The sequence below is a fragment of the Streptomyces gobitricini genome, assembly GCF_039532985.1.
Taxonomy (GTDB): domain Bacteria; phylum Actinomycetota; class Actinomycetes; order Streptomycetales; family Streptomycetaceae; genus Streptomyces; species Streptomyces gobitricini.
In genome coordinates this window covers 59,384-81,994 of the sequence record NZ_BAAASR010000010.1, presented here as the reverse complement: position 1 = coordinate 81,994, position 22,611 = coordinate 59,384, and the positions used below count along the sequence as shown (strand labels likewise).

Genomic DNA, 22,611 nt, shown 5'->3' with positions numbered 1-22,611 from the left:
GTTTCCTCCAGGCGGCGGGCTCAGGAGCCCGCGGTGCGGTAGCGGCGAAGGCTCACGGCGCAGCAGACGGCGAACAGCGTGCCCAGCGTCACGGCGGCCGCGGCCACCGGGTGCTCGGCGGGGAGGCTGCCCCCGGACGTCGCCGGGTTGCCCCACAGGTCGCGGCAGGCCGCGACGACGGCGCTGACCGGGTTCCACTCCGCGATGGGGCGGACCGGCGCGGGCATGGACTGCGGGGCGAGGAAGGCGTTGGACAGGAAGGGCAGGACGACGACGATGAACGGGGTGACGACGCTGATCGTCTCCACGTTGCGCAGGGTCATCGCCAGCAGGACCCCGAGCCACAGCATCACGTACACGAAGAGCGCGATGAGCCCGAAGCCGGCGAGCGTCGGCAGGATCCCGGTCCGGGTCCGCCAGCCGAGCAGCAGCCCGGCGCCGGTGACGACGGCCAGTCCGAGGAGCCCCACCAGCAGATCCGCGAGGGTGTGCCCGAAGAGCACCGCGGACCGGCTGATGGGCAGGGACCGGAACCGGTCGACCAGTCCGCCCTTGAAGTCCATGGCGACGGAGATGGCGGTCGGTCCGACGCAGGCCAGGGCGACCTGCACGGCGCCGCCCGCGAAGACGTACTCGCCGTACTCCCCGCCCGCCGGCAGCCTGATGGCGTCCCGGAAGAGGTAGCCGAGCATCACCATCGAGACGAGCGGGCTGAGCGCCACGCCGACCACGCGCCCCGGCGCCCTGCCGAGGTGGTGCAACCGGCGGCCGGTGACGGCGAGGACCTCGGTCAGCAGGGCACCCGGCGCTCCGCCGCGGCGGCCGCGGCCGGCTTCGGTGTACGTCGCTGTCGTCATGACCCGTCACGTCCGTCCCGCTCCTGATGGAACCGGTCGAGTTCGGCGGCGACGATCGGACCGAGCTCGGCGAGCGGGCCCGGGTTGAGGATGTCGTCGTGGGTGCAGGCGAGCCGGTGGACGCGGAGTTCACCGCTGAAGTACGGCTTCCACAGCTGGTCCTTGCCGGGTCCGTCGTCCACCTGGCCGGTGCCTGCCTCGCCCCACGCCGACTGCTCGGCGAGGAAGAGCTGCATCGTCCCGTCGAGGTCGCGCGGCCGGTAGCGGGTGTTGAGCGACTGGTGATGGATCATCAGGTCCACCATGCGGGTCATCCGCTGCTCCCCCATGCGTGCCATCGGGCTGTTGTCGTGCCGCAGCGCGTCGAGGATGTCCCCGGCGACGAGGTCGCGGTCGCCGAACTCGGAGCGGTGGTGCCCGATGCCCTCCAGCAGCCAGCCGAGCAGGCTCTGTTCGTCGCGCTCGTCGGTGACGCCGGTGCGCGGGTAGGAGTCCAGGTTGGCGACGAGGCCGACCTCGTCCCCGGCCAGCCGCAGCTGGACGGCGATCTCGTAGGCGAGCAGACCGCCGAGCGACCAGCCGAACAGGTGGTACGGGCCTTCCGGCCGCACCTGCTTGATCATGCCGATGTAGTCGGCGGCGACCTCCTCGATGCTGCTCGGCAGCGGCGCGCCGGCGACGACGCACGGCGCCTGGATGCCGTAGACCGGGTACTCCGCGCCGAGGTGGCGGGTGAGCGGCAGGTACGACAGGGCGAATCCGACACCGCTGTGCAGGCAGAAGACGGGCGGGCGGCTGCCGGTCGGCTTAATGCACAGCATCGTGGCGAACGGGTCGGCGTGGTCGAGACGGTCGGTCTCGTCGATGGCGTCCGCCATGATCCGTGTGCTGTGGCGGGGTGCGGGCGACGCCTGTCCGTCACCGGCCGCCGGGGCGGTGGCCGGTGACGGAGCCATGGCCGGTTCCGGGTCCGGGAGGGTCGTCGGGTCCGGGGCGGTCGTCGGGGCGGGTTCCGGAGCCGGAGCGGTGGCCGGAGCCGGGGCTGCCGGTGGTCGCGGCGTCAGGGTGGCCGCCAGGGCGCGTACGGACTGGTGGACGAAGACGTCCGCGATGCTCACCTCCAGCCCCGCCTTACGGGCCAGACTCACCAGCCGCAGCGACTTCATGCTGTCCATGCTCGCCCCGGGCGCCTCGAAGAAGTTCTCCTCGACACCGAACGCCTCCACACCCAGCACCTCGGCCACGATCCCGCACAACACCGCCTCCGCCGGGCTCAGCCGCTCGGCCGCCAGCGTGGCCGCCAGGGCGCGTACCGACTGGTGGACGAAGACGTCCGCGATACTCACCTCCAGCCCCGCCTTACGGGCCAGACTCACCAGCCGCAGCGACTTCATGCTGTCCATGCTCGCCCCGGGCGCCTCGAAGAAGTTCTCCTCGACACCGAACGCCTCCACACCCAGCACCTCGGCCACGATCCCGCACAACACCGCCTCCGCCGGGGCGAGTTCCCGCGACGCGGCCGCCGTGGTACCGGCGGGGGCGGGGGCGGCCGGCGCGCCGGGGGTCAGGAGGTTCCCCTCCGTGTCCCACTTGGCGCGCTCGCCGGTCCGGTAGAGCCGGGAGCCCGCCGGGCCGTACGGGTTGGCCACGAACCGCTCCGCCGTGGCGCCCGGCCGCCCCGCGTAGCCGCGTGCCAGGCCGGAGCCGGCCACGTACAGCTCGCCGACCACGCCCGGTGGTACCGGGGTGAGCCACTCGTCCAGGACGTACACCTGGGTGTTCCAGGCGGCCCTGCCCGGTGTGAACGTCCGCGGCGTCGCCCAGTCCAGCGGAAGCGGACCACCGGACGGCACGCCCGTGCCCGCGAACAGCGGGGCGAACAGGCCGGGCATCGACGCGGCCTCGCCGGTCCCGAGCGCCCAGGCCAGGTGGCCGGCGGCCGCCCGGTGCTCCACGACGGTGCCGCGCGGGCGGCCCGCCGCGTCATGGGCGCGGATGAGGTAGGCGGGGTGCTCGGGCCGCAGCGGGCTCGTCCGGTCGGCGTCGGTCACCGGTTCGGCCGAGCCCGCCCGGACCTCGGGCCCGTCGAGGACCAGGGTGGCCACGCCGGTGCTGCGCAGCCTGCCGGCGAGGCCCGCCGTGGTCAGGACGCACACCGGGCGGGCGTCCGCGAACAGGGCCTTGATCCGACCGGCCGGCTCGTCCGCCGCCAGCGGCACATACGCCGCTCCCGCCTTGAGCACCGCCAGCACGGCGACCGCCCGGTCGGCGGGGCGGGGCACCGCGAGGGCGACGACCTCTTCCGGTCCGGCGCCGGACGCGATGAGCCGGCGGGCCAGCCGGTGGGAGCGGGCGTCGAGTTCGGCGTACGTCAGGGCGTGGGCGCCGGTCCCTACGGCGGGCGCGTCCGGCGTACGGGAGGCCTGCGCGGCGAACAGCTCGGGCAGCGTCATCGGCGGCAGGTCCCGCGCGGTGTCGTTCCAGGTGTGCAGCACCCGCTCCCGCTCCTCGGCGGTGAGCAGCTGGAGGTCGCTGAGCCGGACGTCGGGGTCGGCCGCCACCGTGCGCAGCACCTGCTGGAACTGCGCGACCATGCGCTCGGCGGTCGCCCGGGTGAACAGGTCGGTGCTGAAGTTGACCAGGCCGCGCATGCCGCCCTCGCCGGGCCACGGCAGCAGTTCCACGACCAGGTCGAGCTTGGCCCGGTCGGAGCCGACGTACTCGGGCTTCACCGTGAGGCCGGGCAGGGTCAGCGGCTGGTCGCCGTGGCTCTGCACGCTCAGCACCACCTGGAACAGCGGATGCCGCGACAGCGAGCGGGCCGGCTTGAGCGCGTCGACGACCTGGTCGAACGGCACGTCCTGGTGGGAGTAGGCCGCGAGGTCCGTCTCCCGGAGCCGGTCGAGGAGTTCGCGGAAGGTGGGGTCGCCGCTGGTGTCGCTGCGCAGGACGAGGGAGTTGATGAACATGCCGACGAGGTCGTTGAGCGCTTCGTCGGTGCGTCCGGCGACCGAGACGCCCAGCGGGATGTCGGTGCCGGCGCCCAGCCGGGTCAGCAGCGCCGACAGGGCGGCCTGGAAGACGATGAACTCGGTCGTCCCGGTCTGCCGGGCGATCTCCACCAGGGCGCCGTGCAGTCCGGGCTCCAGGTCAAACATCACCACGTCACCGGAGGAGCCGGCCACTTCGGGGCGCCGGAAGTCCGTGGGCAGGGCGAGCTCCTCCGGCAGGCCCGCGAGAGCGTCCCGCCAGAAGGCGAGCTGTCCCGACACGACGCTGTCCGGGTCGTCCTCGGAGCCGAGCAGCTCGTGCTGCCAGACCGCGAAGTCGGCGTACTGCACCGGCAGCGGCGCCCACTGCGGGGCGCGCCCGGCGCAGCGGGCCCGGTAGGCGGTGGACACGTCGGTGAGCAGCGGCACGATCGACCAGCCGTCGAACGCGATGTGGTGGAAGACCAGCAGCAGCACGCACTCGTCGGGGCGGGTGGACAGCAGCCTTACCCGCAGCGGTGGTTCGGTGGTCAGGTCGAAGCCGTGGTCGGCTTCGGCGGCCAGCGCCTCGGCCAGTTCCTCCTCGGTGACCGTGCGGGCCTTGAGCACCGGTCCGCCGGTGTGCGCGTCGAGCACCCGGAGCGACGGCACACCGTCGGTGTCGGGCAGGACCGTCCGCAGCACCTCGTGCCGTTCGGCCACGTCGGTCAGGGCGGCCTGGAGGGCGGCGGCGTCCAGCCGGCCCGTCAGACGGAAGGCCATCGGCGTGTTGTACGTGCCGTCGGCACGCTCCTGGCGCCGGTTGAGGAACCACTGCCGCCGCTGGGTGAAGGACAGCGGCCGTTCGGTGTCCCTGGGCGCGGGCCGCAGCGGTGGCCGGGCGTTAGCGGCGGCCTCGACGACGGCGGCGAGCGCGCCCACCGTCCGCGCTTCGAACAGGGCGCGGATGGGCAGCTCGACTCCGAGGGCGGTGCGGGCTCGGCTGATCAGCCGGGTCGCGAGGAGCGAGTGCCCGCCGATCTCGAAGAAGTCGTCGTCGATGGAGACATGGGGTACGGAGAGGATGTCGGCGAACAGGCCGCAGAGGATCTCCTCGACGGGGGTGCGCGGGCCCCGGCCGCGCGCCGCTCCGGCGAGGTCGGGCGCGGGCAGCGCCTTGCGGTCGAGCTTGCCCTGCGGGGTGAGCGGCATGGCTTCCAGGGCGACGATCGCCGAGGGCACCATGTAGTCGGGCAGGGACTGGGCGAGCCGTTCGCGCAGGGTGCCGCTGAGTGAGGAGTCGGACAGCGCGGCGGGGTCGGCGGCCACGACGTACGCCACCAGGCGGCGGTCGCCCGCCTCGTCCTCGCGGACGATCACGGTGGCCTGGTCGATGCCGGTCTGGGCCAGCAGCGCCGAGGTGATCTCGCCGAGCTCGATGCGGAAGCCGCGGAGCTGGACCTGGTCGTCGGCGCGGCCGACGTAGTCCAGTTCGCCGTCCGGCAGCCAGCGCACCAGGTCGCCGGTGCGGTACAGGCGCTCCCCGGCGGGCCCGAACGGGTCGGCCACGAACCGCTGCGCGGTCAGCTCCGGGCGGGCGAGATAGCCGCGGGCGAGGCCGCCGCCGACGTACAGCTCGCCGACGACACCGACGGGCGCGGGGGCCAGGTGCCGGTCCAGGACGTAGACGCGATGGGCGGTGGTGGGCCGCCCGATGGGCGGGCGTCCGGTGCCGGTGAGGGGACCGCTGACGGTGGAGCTGACGACGGCCTCGGTGGGGCCGTAGCCGTTGTAGAGCCGGACGTGGGCGGACCAGCGTTCGACGATCTCGGCGGGGACGGCCTCGCCGGCCACGGCCAGGCGCAGGTCGGCGGGGAGGGTGCTGCCCTCGGGCAGTCCGCCGACGACGACGGGCGGCAGTCCGGCGAGGTTGATCCGGGCCCGGTTGATCAGGTCGACGAGCGGCGCGCCCGGGGTGCGGCACTCCTCGTCGGCGATCACCAGGGTGCCGCCGGTGAGCAGCGCCAGCATGAACTCCCAGACGGAGGCGTCGAAGCTGAAGGACGCGAACTGGAGCACACGGGTGTCGGTGTCGAGGCCGAAACGCTCGACGAGGCTGTCGACCATGGCCAGCAGCCCGGTGTGGGCCACGACGACACCCTTGGGCCGGCCGGTGGAGCCGGAGGTGTAGATGATGTACGCCGGGTGCTCGGGCCGCAGCGGGCCGACGCGGTCGGTGTCGGTGAGGTCCGTGCCGGGCAGCGCGGCGAGGGTCCCGGCGGTGTCCGGCGCGTCGACGGTCACGGTCCTGATGCCCGCGACCGAGAGGCCTGACGTGCGCTCGGCGGTCGCCGTGTCGGTGAGCAGCGCGACCGGGCGGGCGTCGTCGAGCATGTAGGCGATGCGGTCGACGGGGTAGGCGGAGTCGACGGGCAGGTACGCGGCACCCGCCTTGAGGACCGCGAGGGCGGCCACGACCATCTCGGGGGTGCGCGGCAGCATCACGGCGACGACCTGCTCGGGGCCCACGCCCTGGCCGGCGAGGAGGCGCGCGAGGCGGTTGGCGCGGGCGTTCAGCTCCGCGTAGCCGACCTGGTCGGTGCCGAGGACGACCGCCTCCTTGTGCGGTGCGGCGGCGGCGCGGGCCTCGAAGACGTCGGTCGCCCGCGTGGTGGCCGGTGCCGCCGTGGCGGCCGCGCCGGACCAGTCGTCGAGCAGGAGGCGGCGTTCGTCGGCGCCGAGCGCGTCGAGGGTGCCGAGCGTGGTGCCGGGGGCGTCGGCGACGGCCTGGAGGACGCGGGTGAACCGCCGGAGGATCGCGTCGACCTGGTCGGCGCCGAAGATGTCGGGCCGGTACTGGGCCTCCAGGCGCATCCGCTCGCCGGCCCGGGTGCCCGGGAACACGCCGAGGGCGAGCGGGTATTCGGCGATGACCCGTGCCTCCCAGGCACGCATGGCGAGCCCGGGGACGCGCTCGCCGATGCGGTCGAGCACGCCGGAGGGGTAGTTGTGGAAGCTGACGACCGTGTCGAACAGCTCGCCGATCCCGGCGCCCTGCTGAACGTCGGCGAGGCCGAGGTGCTGGTGCCGCTCCAGACGGAGCTGGCGGTCCTGGAGGTCGGCCAGCATCGCTTCGAGCGTCAGCGCCGGGTCCAGCTTCACCCGAACGGGAAGGGTGTGCATGAAGGCGCCGACCATCTGCTCGACGTCCGGGAGTTCCTCGGGGCGCCCGGAGGCCACCGCGCCGAACGTCACGTCCTGCCGGCCGGTGAGCCGCCCGAGGGCGACGGCCCAGCAGCCCTGCGCGACGGTGTTCATCGTCAGGCCGCGGGCGTGCGCCCACGCGGTCACGGCGTCGGCGAGCCGCTCGGGCAGGTCGACGGAGAGGGTCCGGGGCAGTACGGAGACGCGGTCGCGGTCGGCGGGGCCGAGCCGGGTCGGCTCGTCGATGCCGGCCAGTTCCTTCTGCCATGCCTCCCGCGCGGCCTCCTTGTCCTGCGCGGCGGACCACTCCAGGTACGCCTGTACGGGGGCGACGGCCGGCAGCGCGGAGGGGTCGGCGCCGTTGGACCACAGGGTGACCAGCTCCTCGGCCAGGACGGCGGAGAGCGACCAGCCGTCGACCAGGATGTGGTGCGCGGTCCACACGACGCGGTGCCGGTCGTCGGCGAGCCGGTAGACCGTGAAGCGGGTCAGCGGGGCGCGGGTGACGTCGAAGCGGTGCAGCCACTCGGTGTCGGTGCGCCGCTTCACCTCGGCGTCGATGTCCGCCGCCGCGACGCCGGTCAGGTCGACCTCGGTCCAGGGCAGTCCGACGGCGGCCGGGATCAACTGGACCGGCTCACCGGAGTCCCGCTCGCGGAACGCGGCCCGCAGGCCGGGGTTGCGGTCGAGGAGCGCGGCGACGGCGGCGCGCAGCGCGGACCGGTCGAGCGGGCCGTCGACGTCCATGACGACCTGGAGCGTGTAGGCGTCCATGCCGTGCCGGTCGAACTGGGCCTGGAAGAGCAGGCCGCGCTGGAGCGGGGAGAGCGGCAGGATGTCCTGGAGCCCGTCGGTCTCGTTCTCGTACGCCTCGATCTCCGCCTGGGAGACGGTCACCAGCGGGAACTCGGAGGGGGTGCGGCCGCCCGCGCCGGGCCGGCCGGCGTGCGTGGCGAGAGCGTCGAGGGCGCGGAACCAGTCGTCGGCGAGGCGCCGGACGTCGTCCTCGGCGAGGACGCCGTCCGCCCAGGTCCACTCGGCGACCAGCACCGGCCCGTCGGGGCGGTCCTCGGTCATCGAGACGACTTCCAGGACGTGCCGCAGCGGGGTGCCGGGCGCGGTGGTGAGGCCGGAGGCGCCGGCTTGCATGGACCAGTCGCCGCCCGCGTCCGTGCCGAAGCGGCCCAGGTAGTTGAAGCCGACGCGCGGGGTGGCGCAGCGGGCGAGGACCGCGGCGGTCTGCGGGTTGAGGTGGCGCAGCAGCCCGTGGCCGAAGCCGTGGTCGGGCAGCGAGCGAAGGGCCTCCTTGACCCGCTTGAGCGCGGTGCCGCAGGCTTCGCCGCCGGCCCACACCGACGCCCGGTCGAGTTCGCCGACGTCGAGGCCGACGGGGAAGACACTGGTGAACCAGCCGACGGTACGGGACAGGTCGGCGTCGTCACCGAGGTGTTCGCGGCCGTGGCCCTCCAGCTCGATCAGGGCGCGGGTCGCGGACCGGCCGGTGCGGCGGCGGTCGTGGTCGGTGAGGGCGAGGGCGAGGGCGGTGAGCAGGACCTCGTTGACCTCGGCGTGGAAGGCGGCGGGTACGCGGGTGAGGACGGCCGCCGTGCGGTCGGCGGGCAGTTCGACCCGCACCCGGCCGGCGGTGCCGTGGACGTCGCGGGCCGGGTCGAGGGGACGGTCGCCGAGTTCGACGGGGTCGCCCTCGTACTGGGCGGTCCACACGGGGAGTTCGGCGACGCGCGTGGCGGTGCGCGCGTGGTCGGAGAGGGTGCGGGCCCAGCGCCGGTACGAGGTGGGGACCGGGTCGAGACGGATGTCGCGCCCCGTGGTGACGGCGTGCCAGGCGGTTTCCAGGTCGCCGAGGAGGATGCGCCAGGACACCCCGTCGACGGCCAGGTGGTGGATGACCAGGAGCAGCCGGCCCGGCGCCCCGGCGCCCGCGTCGAGGAGCACGGCCTGCACCAGCAGGGCGTTGTCGGGGTTCAACCGGGCGCGGGCGGCCTCGACCTGTTCGGCGAGGACCGTGTCCGGGTCGGCGCCGGCCGGTACCTCCACCCGGCTGACCACGTCGGACGCGGCCACGGTGCCCCGCGGGAGGGCCTCCATGGACCACAGGCCCGGTGCGGGGGCGGTCAGCCGCAGGCGCAGCGCGTCGTGCCGGTCGAGGAGGGCGCCGATGACGGCCTCCAGGCGGGCGGGGTCGAGGCCGTCGGGGACCGAGACGGTCACGTACTGGGCGTACTCGCGGACGGCGGCGGGGAGGTGGGAGACCTCCTCGCGGAACTGGTCGACGACGGGCGTGAGCGGGATCTCGCCGGCACCGTCCTCGACGGCCGCCTCCGCCCGGTGTCCCGCCGGCCGGGCGACGGCGGCGATGGCGGCCGGGGTGCGGTGCTGGAAGACGTCGCGGGAGGTGACCGTCAGACCGGCCTTGCGGGCGCGGCTGACGACCTGGATGGCGCTGATGCTGTCACCGCCCAGGGCGAAGAAACTGTCGTCCACACCGATCCGGGCCAGCCCGAGGACCTCGGCGAGCACCTCGCACAGGATCCGCTCCTCGGCGGTGCGCGGCGCCCCTCCGGAGCGGGTGGTGGCGAAGTCGGGGGCGGGCAGGGCCTTGCGGTCGACCTTGCCGTGCGCGGTCAGCGGCAGCTCGGGCAGGGCGAGGAGCAGCGAGGGCACCATGTGTTCGGGCAGCACCTCGGCGAGCCGCTCGCGTACGGCGGCGGTGTCCGTGGCACCTTCGGTCACGAGGTAGCCGACCAGCCGCTGGTGCCCCGCCGGATCGGCGACGGCGACGGCCACGGCGTCGGTGACGGACGGCAGCGCGCGCAGCGCGGACTCGACCTCGCCCAGCTCGATGCGCTGGCCCCGGATCTTGACCTGGTGGTCGCGGCGGCCGGTGAACAGCAGCTGACCGTCGCCGAGCAGCACCACCTGGTCACCGGTCCGGTACATGCGGGTGCCGTCGCCGGCGAAGGGGTCGGGTACGAAGGTGGTGGCCGTCCGGCCGGGGTCGCCGAGGTAGCCGCGGCCGACGCCCGCGCCCGCGATGAACAGTTCGCCGAGGACGCCCCGCGGGACGGGCCGCAGGTCGTCGCCGAGGACGTACAGCCGGGTGTTGCGCAGCGGCCTGCCGATGGGCATGGAGGCGTCGTCGGCCCGCACGTCCGCGGCGGTGCGCGCGTAGGCGTGCGTGACGTCGTCGGAGCACTCGGTGGGGCCGTAGACGTTGGCCAGTGGGATGTGCGGGTGGCGGGCGAACCAGCGGGTGCACAGGTCGGCGGGGAGGGCCTCGCCGTTGGAGATCATCCAGCGCAGGGCGGGCAGGCCGGGCGCGCTGCCGGTGGTGTCCCAGGCGTCGAGAGTGGCGCGCAGCAGCGACGGCACGACCTCGAGGACGGTGAGGCGCTCGTCCGCGATGACGCCGAACAGGGCGTCCGGGTCGGCGGCGGCGTCGCGGGAGACGGCACGGACCCGGCCGCCGACGAGCAGGGCCGTCAGGGTCTGCCAGACGGTGACGTCGAAGGTGACGGGCGCGTTGTGGACGAGCGCGTCGGTGTGGTCCAGGCCCAGTTCCTCGACCTTGGCGAGCAGGTGGTTGATCATGCCGCCGCGCTGCACCATGGCGCCCTTGGGCTTGCCCGTGGAGCCGGAGGTGTAGATGACGTACGCCAGGTCCAGCGGCCCGCCCGTCACGGGGGCGAGGTCGTCGGCGGGGTCCTGGCTTCCGTCCAGGAGGAGGACGGGCAGACCGCCCGCCGCTTGCCGGGCGAGCGCGTGGTGCGTGGCGTCGGCCAGCACGCAGGTCGCCCCGCTGTCGGTGAGCAGGCCCCCGAGGCGGGCGAGCGGGGCGCGCGGGTCGAGCGGCAGGAAGGCGCGGCCGGAGCCGAGGACGCCGAGCTCGGCGGTGACGAAGTCGCGTCCCGGTTCGGTGAGCAGGGCCACCGGTCCGGTGCCGTCGGTGAGACGCCGGGACAGGGCACTGGCGCGGCCGGCGAGCTGGGCGTACGTCAGGGTGCCGCCGTCGTCGGTGACGGCCGGCGCGTCCGGGAGGGCGGCGGCGTGGTCCCGTACGCGCTCGACGACACCCCGGTAGGGCTCGGCGCGTACGGGGCCGGTCAGGGCGGCGTCCAGCAGTTCGGCCTCGCCGGGCGCGAGGAGGCCGAGGGCGTCCAGCGGCGCCTCGGCGGCCATGGTCACGAAGCGGTCGAGGTAGTCCACGAAACGGCTCAGGTGGGCGCGTACCTCGTCTTGTCCGTACCGGGACTCGTTGCCGCTGAGGTCGATGCCGATGCCGTCCGCGCCCTTGTCGGCGACGGTGAACTCCAGGTCGTCGACGAGGCCGGTGGAGGGGCTGTACAGGGTGGCGGCGCAGGGGCCGATGGCCAGGTCCTCGATCTGCGGCATCATGTTGATGAACGGCCCGAACGGCCTGCGGTCGTCGCTCGCCAGCCCCATCGCGCGGCGGATCCGGCTCACCCGGTGGCGCTGGTGCCTGAGCGCCTGGGAGAAGGCCTGGTAGGTCGAGGTGAGCAGGTCGTCGCGTGTCATGCCGGGCGTCACGGGCAGCCGCAACGGCACGTAGTTGACGACCATGCCGGGTATCCCCTGCATCGTGCCGCCGACGCGGGCGGTCACGGGCAGGGAGAGGATGACGTCGTCGGTGCCGGCCATCCGCCGGGTGTACGCGCCGAGGGCGGCGACCAGGACGGTCTGCCAGGTGACCCGGGCGTCCCAGGCGACGGTGCGCAGCCGGTCGGCGGTCCGCTCCGGCAGGACGGTCTCCTCGCGCCGGAAGGCCTGGGCGGGCTCGGCGTCGCGGGTGGCGAGGCTGACGGGCTCGGGGCGGTCGGCGAACCGCTCCTCCCAGTAGGCCCGGTCGCGCTCGGCGCGCGGCGAGTCGCCGTAGGCCGCCTCCGCCTCGATCAGGGTGCTCAGCGGCGGGAAGCGGCCCTCGTCGAGGGAGGTGCCGGCGAGCATCGCCTCGTAGATGGCGGACAGCCGCTGCCAGTAGATGACGTAGCTGAACCCGTCGGAGACGAGGTGGTGGTTGAGGAGGCAGAAGAAGGTGCGGTCCTCGGCGAGGGTGAAGACGCTCAGCCGGAACAGCGGCACGTACGGGTCGGCCGCCGGCGCGAGCGGTACGCGCAGATCGGCGCGGATCGCCTCGCGGGCCGCCGCGGCCGGGTCGCCGGCGCCGCTGACGTCGGTGACGGTGAGCGGGATGTCGGCCGCGGCGAGCGGCTCGACGAACTGCCGGGGTTCGCCGTCCACGTCGGTGAAGCGGGCGCGCAGACACTCGGACTCCTCCACGAGCCGCTCCAGCGCGGCGCGGAAGAGCCGCCCGTCGAGGGGGCCGCGGATGTCCCAGTAGATAGCGGTGTTGTAGGTGGCGCCGCCGCCGGAGAGCTTCTCGTCGAACCAGATGTCCTTCTGCCCGGCGGTGAGCGGCAGGCCGGCCGTGTGGACGTGAGTCGTCATACCAATCCCCTAGCGAAGGTCATCGAGTTCACACCGTCGATCGTCGACGAGCGCGCTGACACAGGGCTGACCGTGAGCTGACGCCGGCCGGCCCGGCGCGTATCAGCCGCAGCCGCCCGCGTGCCCGTCGTCGGCCGACCGGCCGAGGCCCACCGCGCCGGCGAGCGGCTCCGGTACGGAGGCGGCGGGCAGGGCCTTGGAGCGGAGGTGCTCGACGAAGGCGTCGAACCGGTCGAGGCCCCAGAAGCGGGTGAAGCCGTGGACGAAGAACGGCACCCCGAAGACGCCGTCGTGGCAGACGTCGAGCAGCGCGCGGACGCCCTCGGCGCGCAGGTCGGGGTCGTCGCTCGCGTCGGCGATCCGCCGCTGGTCGAGGCCCAGTCCGGCACCGATGGCGGCGATGGTGGAGCGGTCGCAGATGTCGCGGCCCTCTCCGAAGCGGGCCCGGTAGCACGCGGCGATGTAGTCCTGGCCGCGGCCCTCGCGGGCGGCGACGAGGTAGCCGAGGTGGGGCACCTCCCACACCGGCCGGCGGTCGACGGGCCAGGTCACGGTGATGCCCCGGGCCTTGGTGAGGCGGCCCACGTCCTGGAGGACGTACCGGTTCTTCTCCCGGGACATCTCGGAGTACGGGAAGGTGCCGCCCTGGTCGGTGAGGAGGCGGGCGCTCTCGGGGTCCGGCTCGAAGAACGGCGTCCATACGAGGTGGTCGACCAGCTCGGGGTGGCGGGTCGTCAGCTCCCGGTGGGCAAGCCAGGAGTAGGGGCTGCGGAGGGAGAAGTAGAACCGCGGTGTCTTGTTCTTGGGCATGGTGGTGTCCCGCTTGTCGGTGGGTGGGGGCGGTGGCTCAGACGACGAGACCGCCGTCGACGCCGAGGACCTGGCCGGTGATGTAGGAGGCGCGGTCGGAGGCGAGGAACGCGACCAGGTCGGCGACCTCCTCGGGCCGGCCGAACCGGCCGAGCGGGATGCGCTCGGTCATCCTCGTGACGCGGTCGCGGTCGAGGCCGGAGAGCATGTCGGTCTCGATGAAGCCGGGGGCGACGGCGTTGGCGCGGATGCCGTAGCGCCCGGACTCCTTGGCCAGCGCCTTGGTGAAGCCGATGATCCCGGCCTTGGTCGCCGAGTAGTTCGTCTGGGTGGCGTTGCCGTACACCCCGGCGACGGAGGACAGGGTGATCACGGAGCCGGTGCGACGCTTCATCATGGCGAAGACGGCGGCCTTGCACACGTTGTACGTGCCGTCGAGGTTGACCCGCAGCACCGCGTCCCAGTCGGCCTCGGACAGCATCACGAGCGGGTTGTCGCGGACGATGCCTGCGCAGGAGACGACCGTGCGCAGGGGGCCCAGCGCCTTCTCGCTGTCGCGTACGAAGCCGCCCACGGCGTCGTGCACGGCCACGTCGATCTGCGCGGTGTGCACCCGCGCCCCGGCCGCGACGGCGTCCTCGGCCACGGCGTCGGCGGCCTCCTTGTTCGACTGGTAGCAGAACGCCACGTCGTACCCCTCCCGGGCGAGCCGGGCGACCACGTGACGGCCGATACCGCGGGACCCCCCGGTCACCAGTGCGACGGGCCGGTCGTTTGTGGACATGCTGATGTCTCCTCGTTGGCGATGACTGCCGGGCGCCGGCCCGGCCTGATCCCGGTGCCGCGGGAACCGCTGCCGGTGCCCCGGCACGGCGCCGGGTGGTGTGCCGTCCGCCGGGCCTCGCGGCCGGCCCGCGTCGCCCCGCCGCGCCCCGGGCGGCGGGGGACGTGCGCCCGGGGCGCGGGGTGACGCCCCCGGGCCGCCCCGGGGTGGGGCGGCTCGCGCCGGGTCGGGTGGCCGGCCGGAGGGCGCCGGTCAGGCTCCGGACAGGAGGGCGCAGCCGACGGTGCCGTCGCGTTCGACGCCGGTGACCAGGGCCGCTTCACCGGGTGCGAGGCCGGACTCGCCCGCGGCGGCGAGGACGGCCGCCAGTTGCAGGCTGGTGGAGGCGGCGGAGGTGTCCCCGAGCAGGGGGCGGCAGCGGATCCAGCGGGGGGCCGTCGCACCGAGCGCGTCGGTGACGCCGGCCTCCTCCAGGGCGGCCAGTTCACCGCCGGCGCCGAGCGGCGCGACCAGGCGGACGTCCTCGGCGGCCACGCCGGTCGTCCCCAGGGCGTCCCGTACGCAGGCGGCCAGGGCCGCGCGGGCCTCGCCCTGCTCCCCGTACGCCCGGAAGCGGGTCGTCAGTATCCTGGCCAGCGGCGCGCGGCCGGCGGCGTGCGCGTCCTCGGGCGTCTCCAGCAGGAACACCGCGCTGCCCTCGCCGAGCGGTGCGGACCGCTCCTCGGCGGTGCGGCCGTGCCATTCGAGCCAGGCCCGCTGGGTGGAGTACTCCTCGGCCGCGCCGCACAGCACCCGGGCACAGTGCCCGCCGCGGTGAAGCCGCACCGCGTAGCTCAGGGCGAGCAGCCCGGTGAGCCAGCCGCCGGCGACGGTGGTGTTGGGGCCTTTGATGCCGTGCCAGATGGCGCTCTGCCCGGCGGCCCGGTTCATCACGGTGTTCGGGAAGCGGGCCGGGTCCACGTGGTACGGCCGCTCACCCGCGAGGGAGTCCCGGGTGAAGTCCATGATGCTCTGTACGCTGCCGGAGCCGGTGCCCAGCACGAGGGCCGTCTGCTCGGGCCGCAGGGCCGGTCCGGCGTCGCAGGACGCCAGCAGCCGGCCGACCGCGGTGACGGCGATCGCGGTCACCCGGTCCATCGTCCGGGTGCCCTTCCTGCCGACGTACTCCGCCGCGGTGAAGTCGGGGACGAGACCGCCCCGGTCGAAGGGGCCGGGGTACGCGGTGCGGTCCAGCGTCCCGACGGCGCTGCGCCCGGCGTTGATCCCTTCGCTGAAGGGCACGCTGCCCACCCCGTACGGGGAGACCGCCGACCAGGCGGAGAGGACCAGTGGGGACATCACTCCGCCTCCCGGTACCGGCCGAGGATCAGCACGGCGTTGTTGCCCGCGAACGCGAGCGCGTTGTTCTGGACGACGTTCAGCTCGGCGGGCCGCGCCTCGTTCGGTACGCAGTCCAGGCCGCACTCCGGGTCGGTCTCCTGGTGGTTGATCGTGGGCGGGATGAAGCCCTCGGTGATGGCGAGCGCGCAGGCGGCCGAGGCGAGGGCGCTGGCCGCGCCCATGGAGTGGCCGATCATGGACTTGATGGAGATCGTCGGCGGGGGCGTGGCGAAGACCTGCCGGATGGCTCCGGCCTCGGTCACGTCGTTGGCGCGGGTGCCGGTGCCGTGCGCGGAGATGAAGTCGATGTCCTCGGGCTTCACCCCGGCGTTGCGGTGCGCGACCTCCATGCACCGGGCGAGGCTGGCCCGGTCGGGTGCGACGGGGTGGTGGGCGTCGCAGTTCAGCCCGTACCCGAGCACCTCGGCGTAGATCCGGGCGCCGCGCGCCCGCGCCGATTCGAGGCTCTCCATCAGCAGGATCCCGGCGCCCTCGCCGGTGAGGATGCCCTTGCGGTCCTTGTCGAACGGCTGGCACACCTCCGGCGCGATGGTGCCGAGCCGGTAGAACCCGGCGAACGTCTTGCGGCACACCGCGTCCGCGCCGCCGCACAGCGCGACCTCCACCTCCCCGCCGCGGATCGCGTCGAACCCGCTGCCGATGGCGTAGTTGCCGGCCGCGCAGGCGGTGGGGATGGTGAGGGCCTCGACGTCGACGAGGCCCAGTTCCCGCACGATGCCGGTGGACAGCCGGCCCGCCTGTGCCCGGCGCACCACGCCGGGCGGCAGGTGCTCGGGGCCGTCCCTGAGCTGGACGTCCACCAGGGCGTCGAGGTCGCGGGACTCCGCGTCGGTGGTACCGACGGAGACCAGCGCCCGGCGTCCGGTGAGTTCTTCCGGGGTCAGGCCCGCGTCCGCGACGGCCATGTGGGCCGCGGCGACCGAGAACTGGGTGGCCCGCCCCAGCTCGTCGGGGTCCACCCGCCGGATCCACTCGGCCGGGTCGAAGTCGTCCACCTCGCACCCGTTGGCGTGCGCGAACCCCGTCGTGTCGAAGGCCGTGATCGGCTTGACCCCGCTGCGCCCGGACCTCAGTCCGTCCAGGAAGGCCGCGACGCCGAGCCCTATGCTGCTGACCGTGCCGAGTCCGGTGATCACCACTCGGCGCGGTGGCCGCTGGTCGTTGTCGTACACCCTGCGCTCCCGTCGTCCGGTGCCGATGCCTAGCGGGAGACCGCCTTGGCCGCCACGGCTTCGTCGACGACGGTGACGACGCCTTCGAGGTTGACCATCCGGGCCAGTTCGGCCTGGTCGATGTCGATTCCGAAGGCGCGCTCGAGCTGGGAGAGGATCTCGATGGCGCCCATCGAGTCCGCCTCGTGGTCCTCCTTGAAACGGCTGGTGTCGGTCATCTCGTCCGCGTCGATCTCGAGGATGTCGCAGATGATTTCCTTGATCGTGGCACGCCCTTGGGCGTCCACCGGGTTCGCTGTCGTCATACGGACGATGCTGGCGAACGACCCTGACAGGGGACTGATACGAGGCTGACGGACCCGCCCTGCGGGTTCTGCCCTCTCAGGCCGCCCTCAGGCCGCCCTCAGGTGGCCGAGCAACTCGGGGAAGTCGGCGGGGTGTTCCCTCATCCAGGCCCAGTAGCGGGGGATCGTCCGGGCGTACGCGCAGTAGTAGCTGCGGACCGTCTCCACGAGTCTGGACAGGGTGCCGCGGGCGACGGAGCCGCTGCGCCAGACCATCACCATCTCGGTGCTCTCCGTCCCGGTGATCGGGACCAGGGAGACGTCGCTGGTGGCGCCGGTGGGGGTGGTCAGGGCGGCCGCGTGGGCGTCCCGCACCCAGCTCATCGCCTCGTGATGACCGTCGACGTAGTGCAGCACCTCCGGATCGGCGCGCGGGAACCTGGTGAAGAGCTGTTTCTCTATCGGCTGGAACCAGTGGTCACGGGCGTAGCAGACCCAGCTGAGTGAGGTGAGGTGGTGCGTCTCCACGGCCGGCTCGCCGGACAGCGGATGGCCCCGGGGCACCGCGAGCCAGACCGGCTCGCGCACGATGACGGCGGTGTCGAGGGCCGGTCCGGACGTGTCGTCCGGCTCGACGAGCGACATGCACGGCACCAGCGCCGCGCTGAGCCAGCCGCGGCGCACCGCGTCCACGGCGGCCGTGGGGCTGAGGGTCTCGGTCTGCACCTCGGTGGAGGGCAGCGAGGACCGCAGGGCACTGTGCAGGGACGGCGGTGTCCATTCCGAATTTCCGAACCGGAAAACTTTCGAGGCGTGGGCCGCGGCCTCGACGACAACCAGGTCGGCGCGCTGGACGAGTTCGGTGAGCATGGGGACGAGCCGTTCACCCAGCGAGGTGGGCACGACGCCGGAAGAGGACCGGACGAAAAGCCGCCCGCCCACCGCGTTCTCGATTCTTCGTAACTGGGCGGTCAGGCTCGATTGTGGAACGCTTAACTCTGCCGCTGCCTTGGATATACTCCCGGCCCGGTCTATGACGGTCACTATTCGGGCATGCCTCAACTCTATGTTCATAGAACCCCCGTGGCACCGAATGCTGAACGCGCAGCACCCCGGCACAAAAATGCCGAGGTAATCCACACGCTAACAGGACGCCCCCTCCGCGTCCACCACACTTGCCTCCACGGGGCCTTCACAAGGTTCGCCCCGAATGAATGGGGCGTGAACACGGAGCGGGCGAAAAAAAACGCCGGGCAGGATTGTCTTTATCCGCGGCCCGCGTGGAGCAGAACCTGGCGAGGCTCCCCGAGGACCTCGTCCTGGGTCAGGATCGCCTGGTAGGCACGGTGCAGCCCGCGCCCCGGTTCCAGACCGAGGTCGTCGGCCAGCCGCCGGCGCGCGCCATGGAAGACCTCCAGGGCCTCCGCCTGTCTGCCGTCGCGGTAGAGCGCGAGCATGAGCAGCTCACTGAGCCGTTCGCGCCCGGAGTGTTCGATGGCCAGCTGTCGCAATTCGGCCAAGGGCACGCGTGCGGCGTCGACCCGCAGCCTGGCCGCCGTCAGGTCCTCGTACGCGGTGATCCGGCGCTCCTCCAGATACGCCGCCTGGACCCGGCAGCGCAGGCCGTCACAGGTGTCGAGGAGCGCCGGGCCCCGCCAGAGGGCGAGCGCCGATTCGAGGTCCGCGATCGCCTCGACCGGGTCCCGCTGAACACGTGCCGCGCCCATATCGGCCAACTCGACGAACCGGTGGGCGTCCACAACATTGGCCGAAACGTCTAGCACGTAACCGCTGCCCGCGGTCCGGACGAGCAGGTCGCCGTCCCGGCCGGTCACCACCTTCAGGAACTTGCGAAGCCGTCCGACATTGGCCTGGAGCGCGTTGCGCGCGTTGGCCATCGACCGGTCCGCCCACAACTCGTCCACGATCTGGTCGAAGAGGACCGGCGTCCCGGGTGAAAGCGCCAGCATCGTCAGTACGACGCTCGCCCGCTTCGACACCATGGTGTACTGCTCGCGCCCTTGCGCCAGGTAAAGCGATCCCAGAAGGTTGATCTCCACAGCCTTGAACCCCCATAGCTATCGGCAACCGCTGGAAATTCTGCCCAGAATCACTCGACCGGAGGAAATACCATCTGACTGCCGTTGGCGCATCGAAATGGTATGGGCCGGACGGGAAGAGGCGCCGAACCGGCGGGGGATCCGGTCCGGCGCCCGTCTGTGGGCCGGCGGCTAGCGGAGGCGAGCCGCCGGGGCGGTGGCGGGGGCCGGGCGGCCACCGCCGGTTCCCGACGCGGCCGCGGTCCGCGCGCGCCGCATCTTCCTGGAGGGCCACCAACTGGCGTCACCCAGCAGCATCAGGGCCGAGGGAAGGATCATGACCCGGATGATGAAGGCGTCCAGCAGCACGGCGACCGCGAGGCTGAAACCGATCTGCTTCATCTCCGCCAGGTGCAGGAACATGAAGCTGCCGAAGACGGTGACCATGACGATGGCCGCGCTGGTCACGACCTTGGCCGACTTCTCGATGCCGTCGATGACCGCCTGCCGGGTGGGGACCCCGCTCATCGCCGCCTCCTTGATGCGGCTGACGACGAAGACCTGGTAGTCCATGGACAGGCCGAAGAGGATCACGAAGAGGAACAGGGGCACCCGGGAGCCGATGGCGTTCGTGGCGCTTTCGTCGAACCCGAAGATGGTCGAGGCCAGGCCCCACTGGAAGAAGACGACCACCAGGCCGAAGGCCGCGCCGACGGACAGCAGGTTGAGCAGGACGCCCACCAGGCCGATGACCACCGAGCCGAAGACCACCACGGTCATCAGGAAGGTGAGCAGCAGCAGGAAGGCGACGACGATGGGGAGCTTGTCGTTCTGGTGGGCGAGGTAGTCGACGTCGACCGCGACCGGCCCGTCGACACCGTACTCGGCGCCCTGCACCTTTCCGAGCGTCTCCGGCAGGTAGTCCTCGCGCAGGTGCTCCAGTGAGCCGGTCGCCTCGGGGGAGCTGAGGCGGTGCGGCACGGCGAGGGTCATCACACTGGTCCGCCCGTCGTCCGACGTCTTCACGGCCGGCGGGTTCTTCGAGAACATCGGGTCGTCGACGGCCCGCTGGGCCAGCGCGTCCAGCGCCGTGCGTACCTCGGCCCGCCGGTCGGTGTCGGCGCGTACGACGACCCAGTGCTCGGAACGGCGGTCCGGGAACGCCTCGTTGAGCTTGTCGTAGGTCTGCATCTCGGGGATCGCGCGGGAGTGCGTGTCCTTGTTCAGTACGCGCAGTTCCATGCCGAGCGCGGGGAGCGCGAGTCCCACCATGACCAGCGTGGACACGATCAGGGTGGCCACCGGGCGCTTGCGTGCCGGGTTCAGCAGCGCGGTGAACAGGCGGCCGGTCCGCTCGGGACGGCGCTGCCGCGGCTGCTTGCCGCGGGCCGCGGCGCGGGCGGCGCGACGGTCGGAGCGGCGGCCGATCTTGACCAGCAGGCCGGGCAGGACGGTCACCGAGCTGACCATGGCGACGAAGACGACGAGGATGGTCGCGGTGGCCAGCGAGGAGAAGATGATGTCGGTGGCCAGGAACAGGGTGGCACTGGAGATGATCACCGCGAGGCCGGAGACGATGATCGCGCGTCCGGCGGTCGCCGCGGCGATGCCGACCAGCGCCTCGGGGCTGAGGCTGCCGGCGGCCTTCTCCCGTTCCTCGCGTTCCCGCTTGAGGTAGAAGAGCGTGTAGTCGACGCCGACCGCCATGCCGATGAGCAGGATGACGTTCATGCCGACGCCCGCGTCGGGGATCAGGTGGGAGACCACCATGGACAGACCGACCGCGGCGGCGATCGAGGAGAGCGCCAGCAGCAGCGGGACGCCGACCATCACCAGCGATCCGAACACGATCAGCAGGGTGACCAGGGTGACCGGGAAGGTGATCATCTCGGTCTTCGCGAGGTCGTCGCCGCGCTGCTTGTTGAGGCCCTTGCTGACCGAGGCGTCGCCGGTCTCCTCGACGACGAGGTCCGGATTGCTCTTCTGTACGGCGGCCGTCTGCTCCTGCAGCGGCTCGACGTGTTCCATCGCCTCGCGTTTGACGCCCTTCATGGTCACTTCGACCATGAGCATGCGTCCGTTGTCCGAGAGGACCGGCTCCTCGACGTCCAGGACCTCGGGCAGCGCCTTCATGCGGCCGGTGAGGTCCTGCGCGGCTTCGCGGGCCTTCGCCTCGTCGAGCTCGCCCGCCTTGGCGCTGAACATGATCTGCTCGGTCGGCCTGCGCTCCAGGCCCGCCTCGGTCGCGATGGCCTCGGCCCGCCCGGACTCGCCCACTCGGTAGTCCTCGGCGACCGCGCTGTTGGTGCCGACCGCGATACCCACGGCGAGGCACAAGGCCACGAACGCGAACCACGTGGCGATCGCACGCCCCGGGTGTAAGGCGCTCCAGCTGGCCACCTTTACGGTGATCGGCTGCTTCTTCACTCGTCCCAGCTCCTTCAGGGTCGTCACGGCCGCCCAACGGGTGTAAGTCGAAGATGACAGGTGAAGGCGTAAGGCGTCAACCGTAAGCCTGCATGGTGGCCGAAAACGGCACGGCTCCCGTCACCGGCGAGGAACGGGAGCCGTGTCGGCGCCCGAAGCGCCACGTACCGAGCGGACAGCCGGAGGGGATCAGCGGGACCGGATAGGGTCCCGGTCCAGCGCGTGGGCGCCGTAGATGTCGCTGACCCAGTTGGTCTGGTACACGGAGTCCAGGTACCGCTCCCCCAGGTCCGGCGAGATCGCCACCGCGGTGGCCCGCCCGTCCGGCCGGTGCTCGGCCAGCCAGCCCGAGGCCCCCGCTATCACCGTCCCGGTGGAGCCGCCGAAGAGGAACCCGGCCGTCGCCAGCCGGTGGGCGACCCGGATCGCCTCCACCTCCGGCACGTGCACCACGTCGTCCACGAACGACTCGTCGAGCAGCTGCGGCCGTACCCCCGCGCCGAGCCCCGGGATCATCCGCAGCCCCGGCGGTCCGCCGAAGGTGACGGAACCGACCGAGTCCACGGCCACCACCGTCACCGGACGGCCCGACTCCTTGAAGTACCGCGCACAGCCCATGAGGGTGCCCGTCGTGCCGGCGCCGACGAACAGCACGTCGAGGTCGGGGAAGTGCGTCGCGATGGAGGGTGCCGTCGTCCGGTAGTGGGCCAGCCAGTTGTACGGATTGGCGTGCTGGTTCAGCCACAGGTGACGGTCGTCGGACGCGCAGAGCTGGCGTACGTGGTCGAGTCTGGCGCCCAGGAACCCGGTCTCCGGATGGGGCTCGGTGACGATGTGCACCTGGGCACCAGTCGCCTCCATCAGCCGTCGGGTGACCAGGTTGCAGCGGGTGTCGGTCACGCACAGGAAGCGGTAGCCCTTGTCGGCCGCGATCATGCTCAGCGCGACACCGAGGTTCCCCGAGGAGGACTCCACGATGACCGAGTCACCGGTGAGCACCCCGCGGCTCTCGGCATCGGCGATCATCGATGCCGCCGCCTTGAGCTTGATCGAGCCGGCGAAGTTGAAGCCCTCGCACTTCAGGTAGAGCGACGTGTCGAGGGAGGGCCGGAGATCCACGTAGAGATCGTCCACATGGAAGTCCTCCGGCGCGGAGATCACGGGCACTGCGACCACC

General features: G+C 72.7%; 11 protein-coding genes. All 11 read right to left on the bottom strand.

The window, feature by feature from the left end; genetic code table 11:
• Positions 1–20 precede the first annotated feature (20 nt).
• The 11 genes from ABD347_RS09175 to sbnA all read right to left on the bottom strand — a co-directional run bounded on the left by ABD347_RS09175 (position 21) and on the right by sbnA (position 22,601).
• The gene (locus tag ABD347_RS09175) at positions 21–857 is read right to left on the bottom strand and encodes an ABC transporter permease (protein WP_344358803.1); all 837 of its coding nucleotides are present in this window, start codon (positions 855–857) and stop codon (positions 21–23) included.
• The gene (locus tag ABD347_RS09170; protein ID WP_344358801.1) at positions 854–12,517 is read right to left on the bottom strand and encodes an amino acid adenylation domain-containing protein; all 11,664 of its coding nucleotides are present in this window, start codon (positions 12,515–12,517) and stop codon (positions 854–856) included. Before ABD347_RS09170 ends, ABD347_RS09175 begins: the two co-directional genes overlap by 4 nt.
• Positions 12,518–12,619: 102 nt before the next feature.
• On the bottom strand, positions 12,620–13,327 hold the full coding sequence (locus ABD347_RS09165; protein ID WP_344358799.1) for a 2-hydroxychromene-2-carboxylate isomerase: 708 nt from the start codon (positions 13,325–13,327) through the stop codon (positions 12,620–12,622).
• A 37-nt stretch (positions 13,328–13,364) separates the two neighbouring features.
• Positions 13,365–14,111 carry a 3-oxoacyl-ACP reductase FabG gene (gene fabG / locus ABD347_RS09160; RefSeq protein WP_344358797.1) on the bottom strand — a complete coding sequence of 249 codons (747 nt, stop codon included), beginning with the start codon at positions 14,109–14,111 and terminating at the stop codon, positions 13,365–13,367.
• A gap of 252 nt (positions 14,112–14,363) precedes the next feature.
• The gene (locus tag ABD347_RS09155) at positions 14,364–15,449 is read right to left on the bottom strand and encodes a beta-ketoacyl synthase N-terminal-like domain-containing protein (protein ID WP_344358795.1); all 1,086 of its coding nucleotides are present in this window, start codon (positions 15,447–15,449) and stop codon (positions 14,364–14,366) included.
• The gene (locus tag ABD347_RS09150; RefSeq protein ID WP_344358793.1) at positions 15,449–16,684 is read right to left on the bottom strand and encodes a beta-ketoacyl-[acyl-carrier-protein] synthase family protein; all 1,236 of its coding nucleotides are present in this window, start codon (positions 16,682–16,684) and stop codon (positions 15,449–15,451) included. The genes ABD347_RS09155 and ABD347_RS09150 overlap by 1 nt, the downstream gene beginning before the upstream one ends.
• Positions 16,685–16,713: 29 nt before the next feature.
• Positions 16,714–16,989, bottom strand: a complete 276-nt coding sequence (locus ABD347_RS09145; RefSeq protein WP_344358790.1) for an acyl carrier protein — start codon at positions 16,987–16,989, stop codon at positions 16,714–16,716.
• Between the two features lie 87 nt (positions 16,990–17,076).
• Entirely contained in the window at positions 17,077–18,042 is a 966-nt protein-coding gene (locus ABD347_RS09140; protein ID WP_344358787.1) for a LysR family transcriptional regulator, read from the bottom strand.
• A gap of 191 nt (positions 18,043–18,233) precedes the next feature.
• Positions 18,234–19,028 (bottom strand): AfsR/SARP family transcriptional regulator, encoded by a 795-nt coding sequence (locus ABD347_RS09135; RefSeq protein WP_344358784.1) that lies wholly within the window; start codon positions 19,026–19,028, stop codon positions 18,234–18,236.
• A 171-nt stretch (positions 19,029–19,199) separates the two neighbouring features.
• The gene (locus tag ABD347_RS09130; protein WP_344358782.1) at positions 19,200–21,434 is read right to left on the bottom strand and encodes an MMPL family transporter; all 2,235 of its coding nucleotides are present in this window, start codon (positions 21,432–21,434) and stop codon (positions 19,200–19,202) included.
• A gap of 189 nt (positions 21,435–21,623) precedes the next feature.
• Positions 21,624–22,601: a 2,3-diaminopropionate biosynthesis protein SbnA gene (gene sbnA / locus ABD347_RS09125; protein WP_344358780.1), complete on the bottom strand. Its 978-nt coding sequence runs from the start codon at positions 22,599–22,601 to the stop codon at positions 21,624–21,626.
• Between the last annotated feature and the right edge of the window lie 10 nt (positions 22,602–22,611).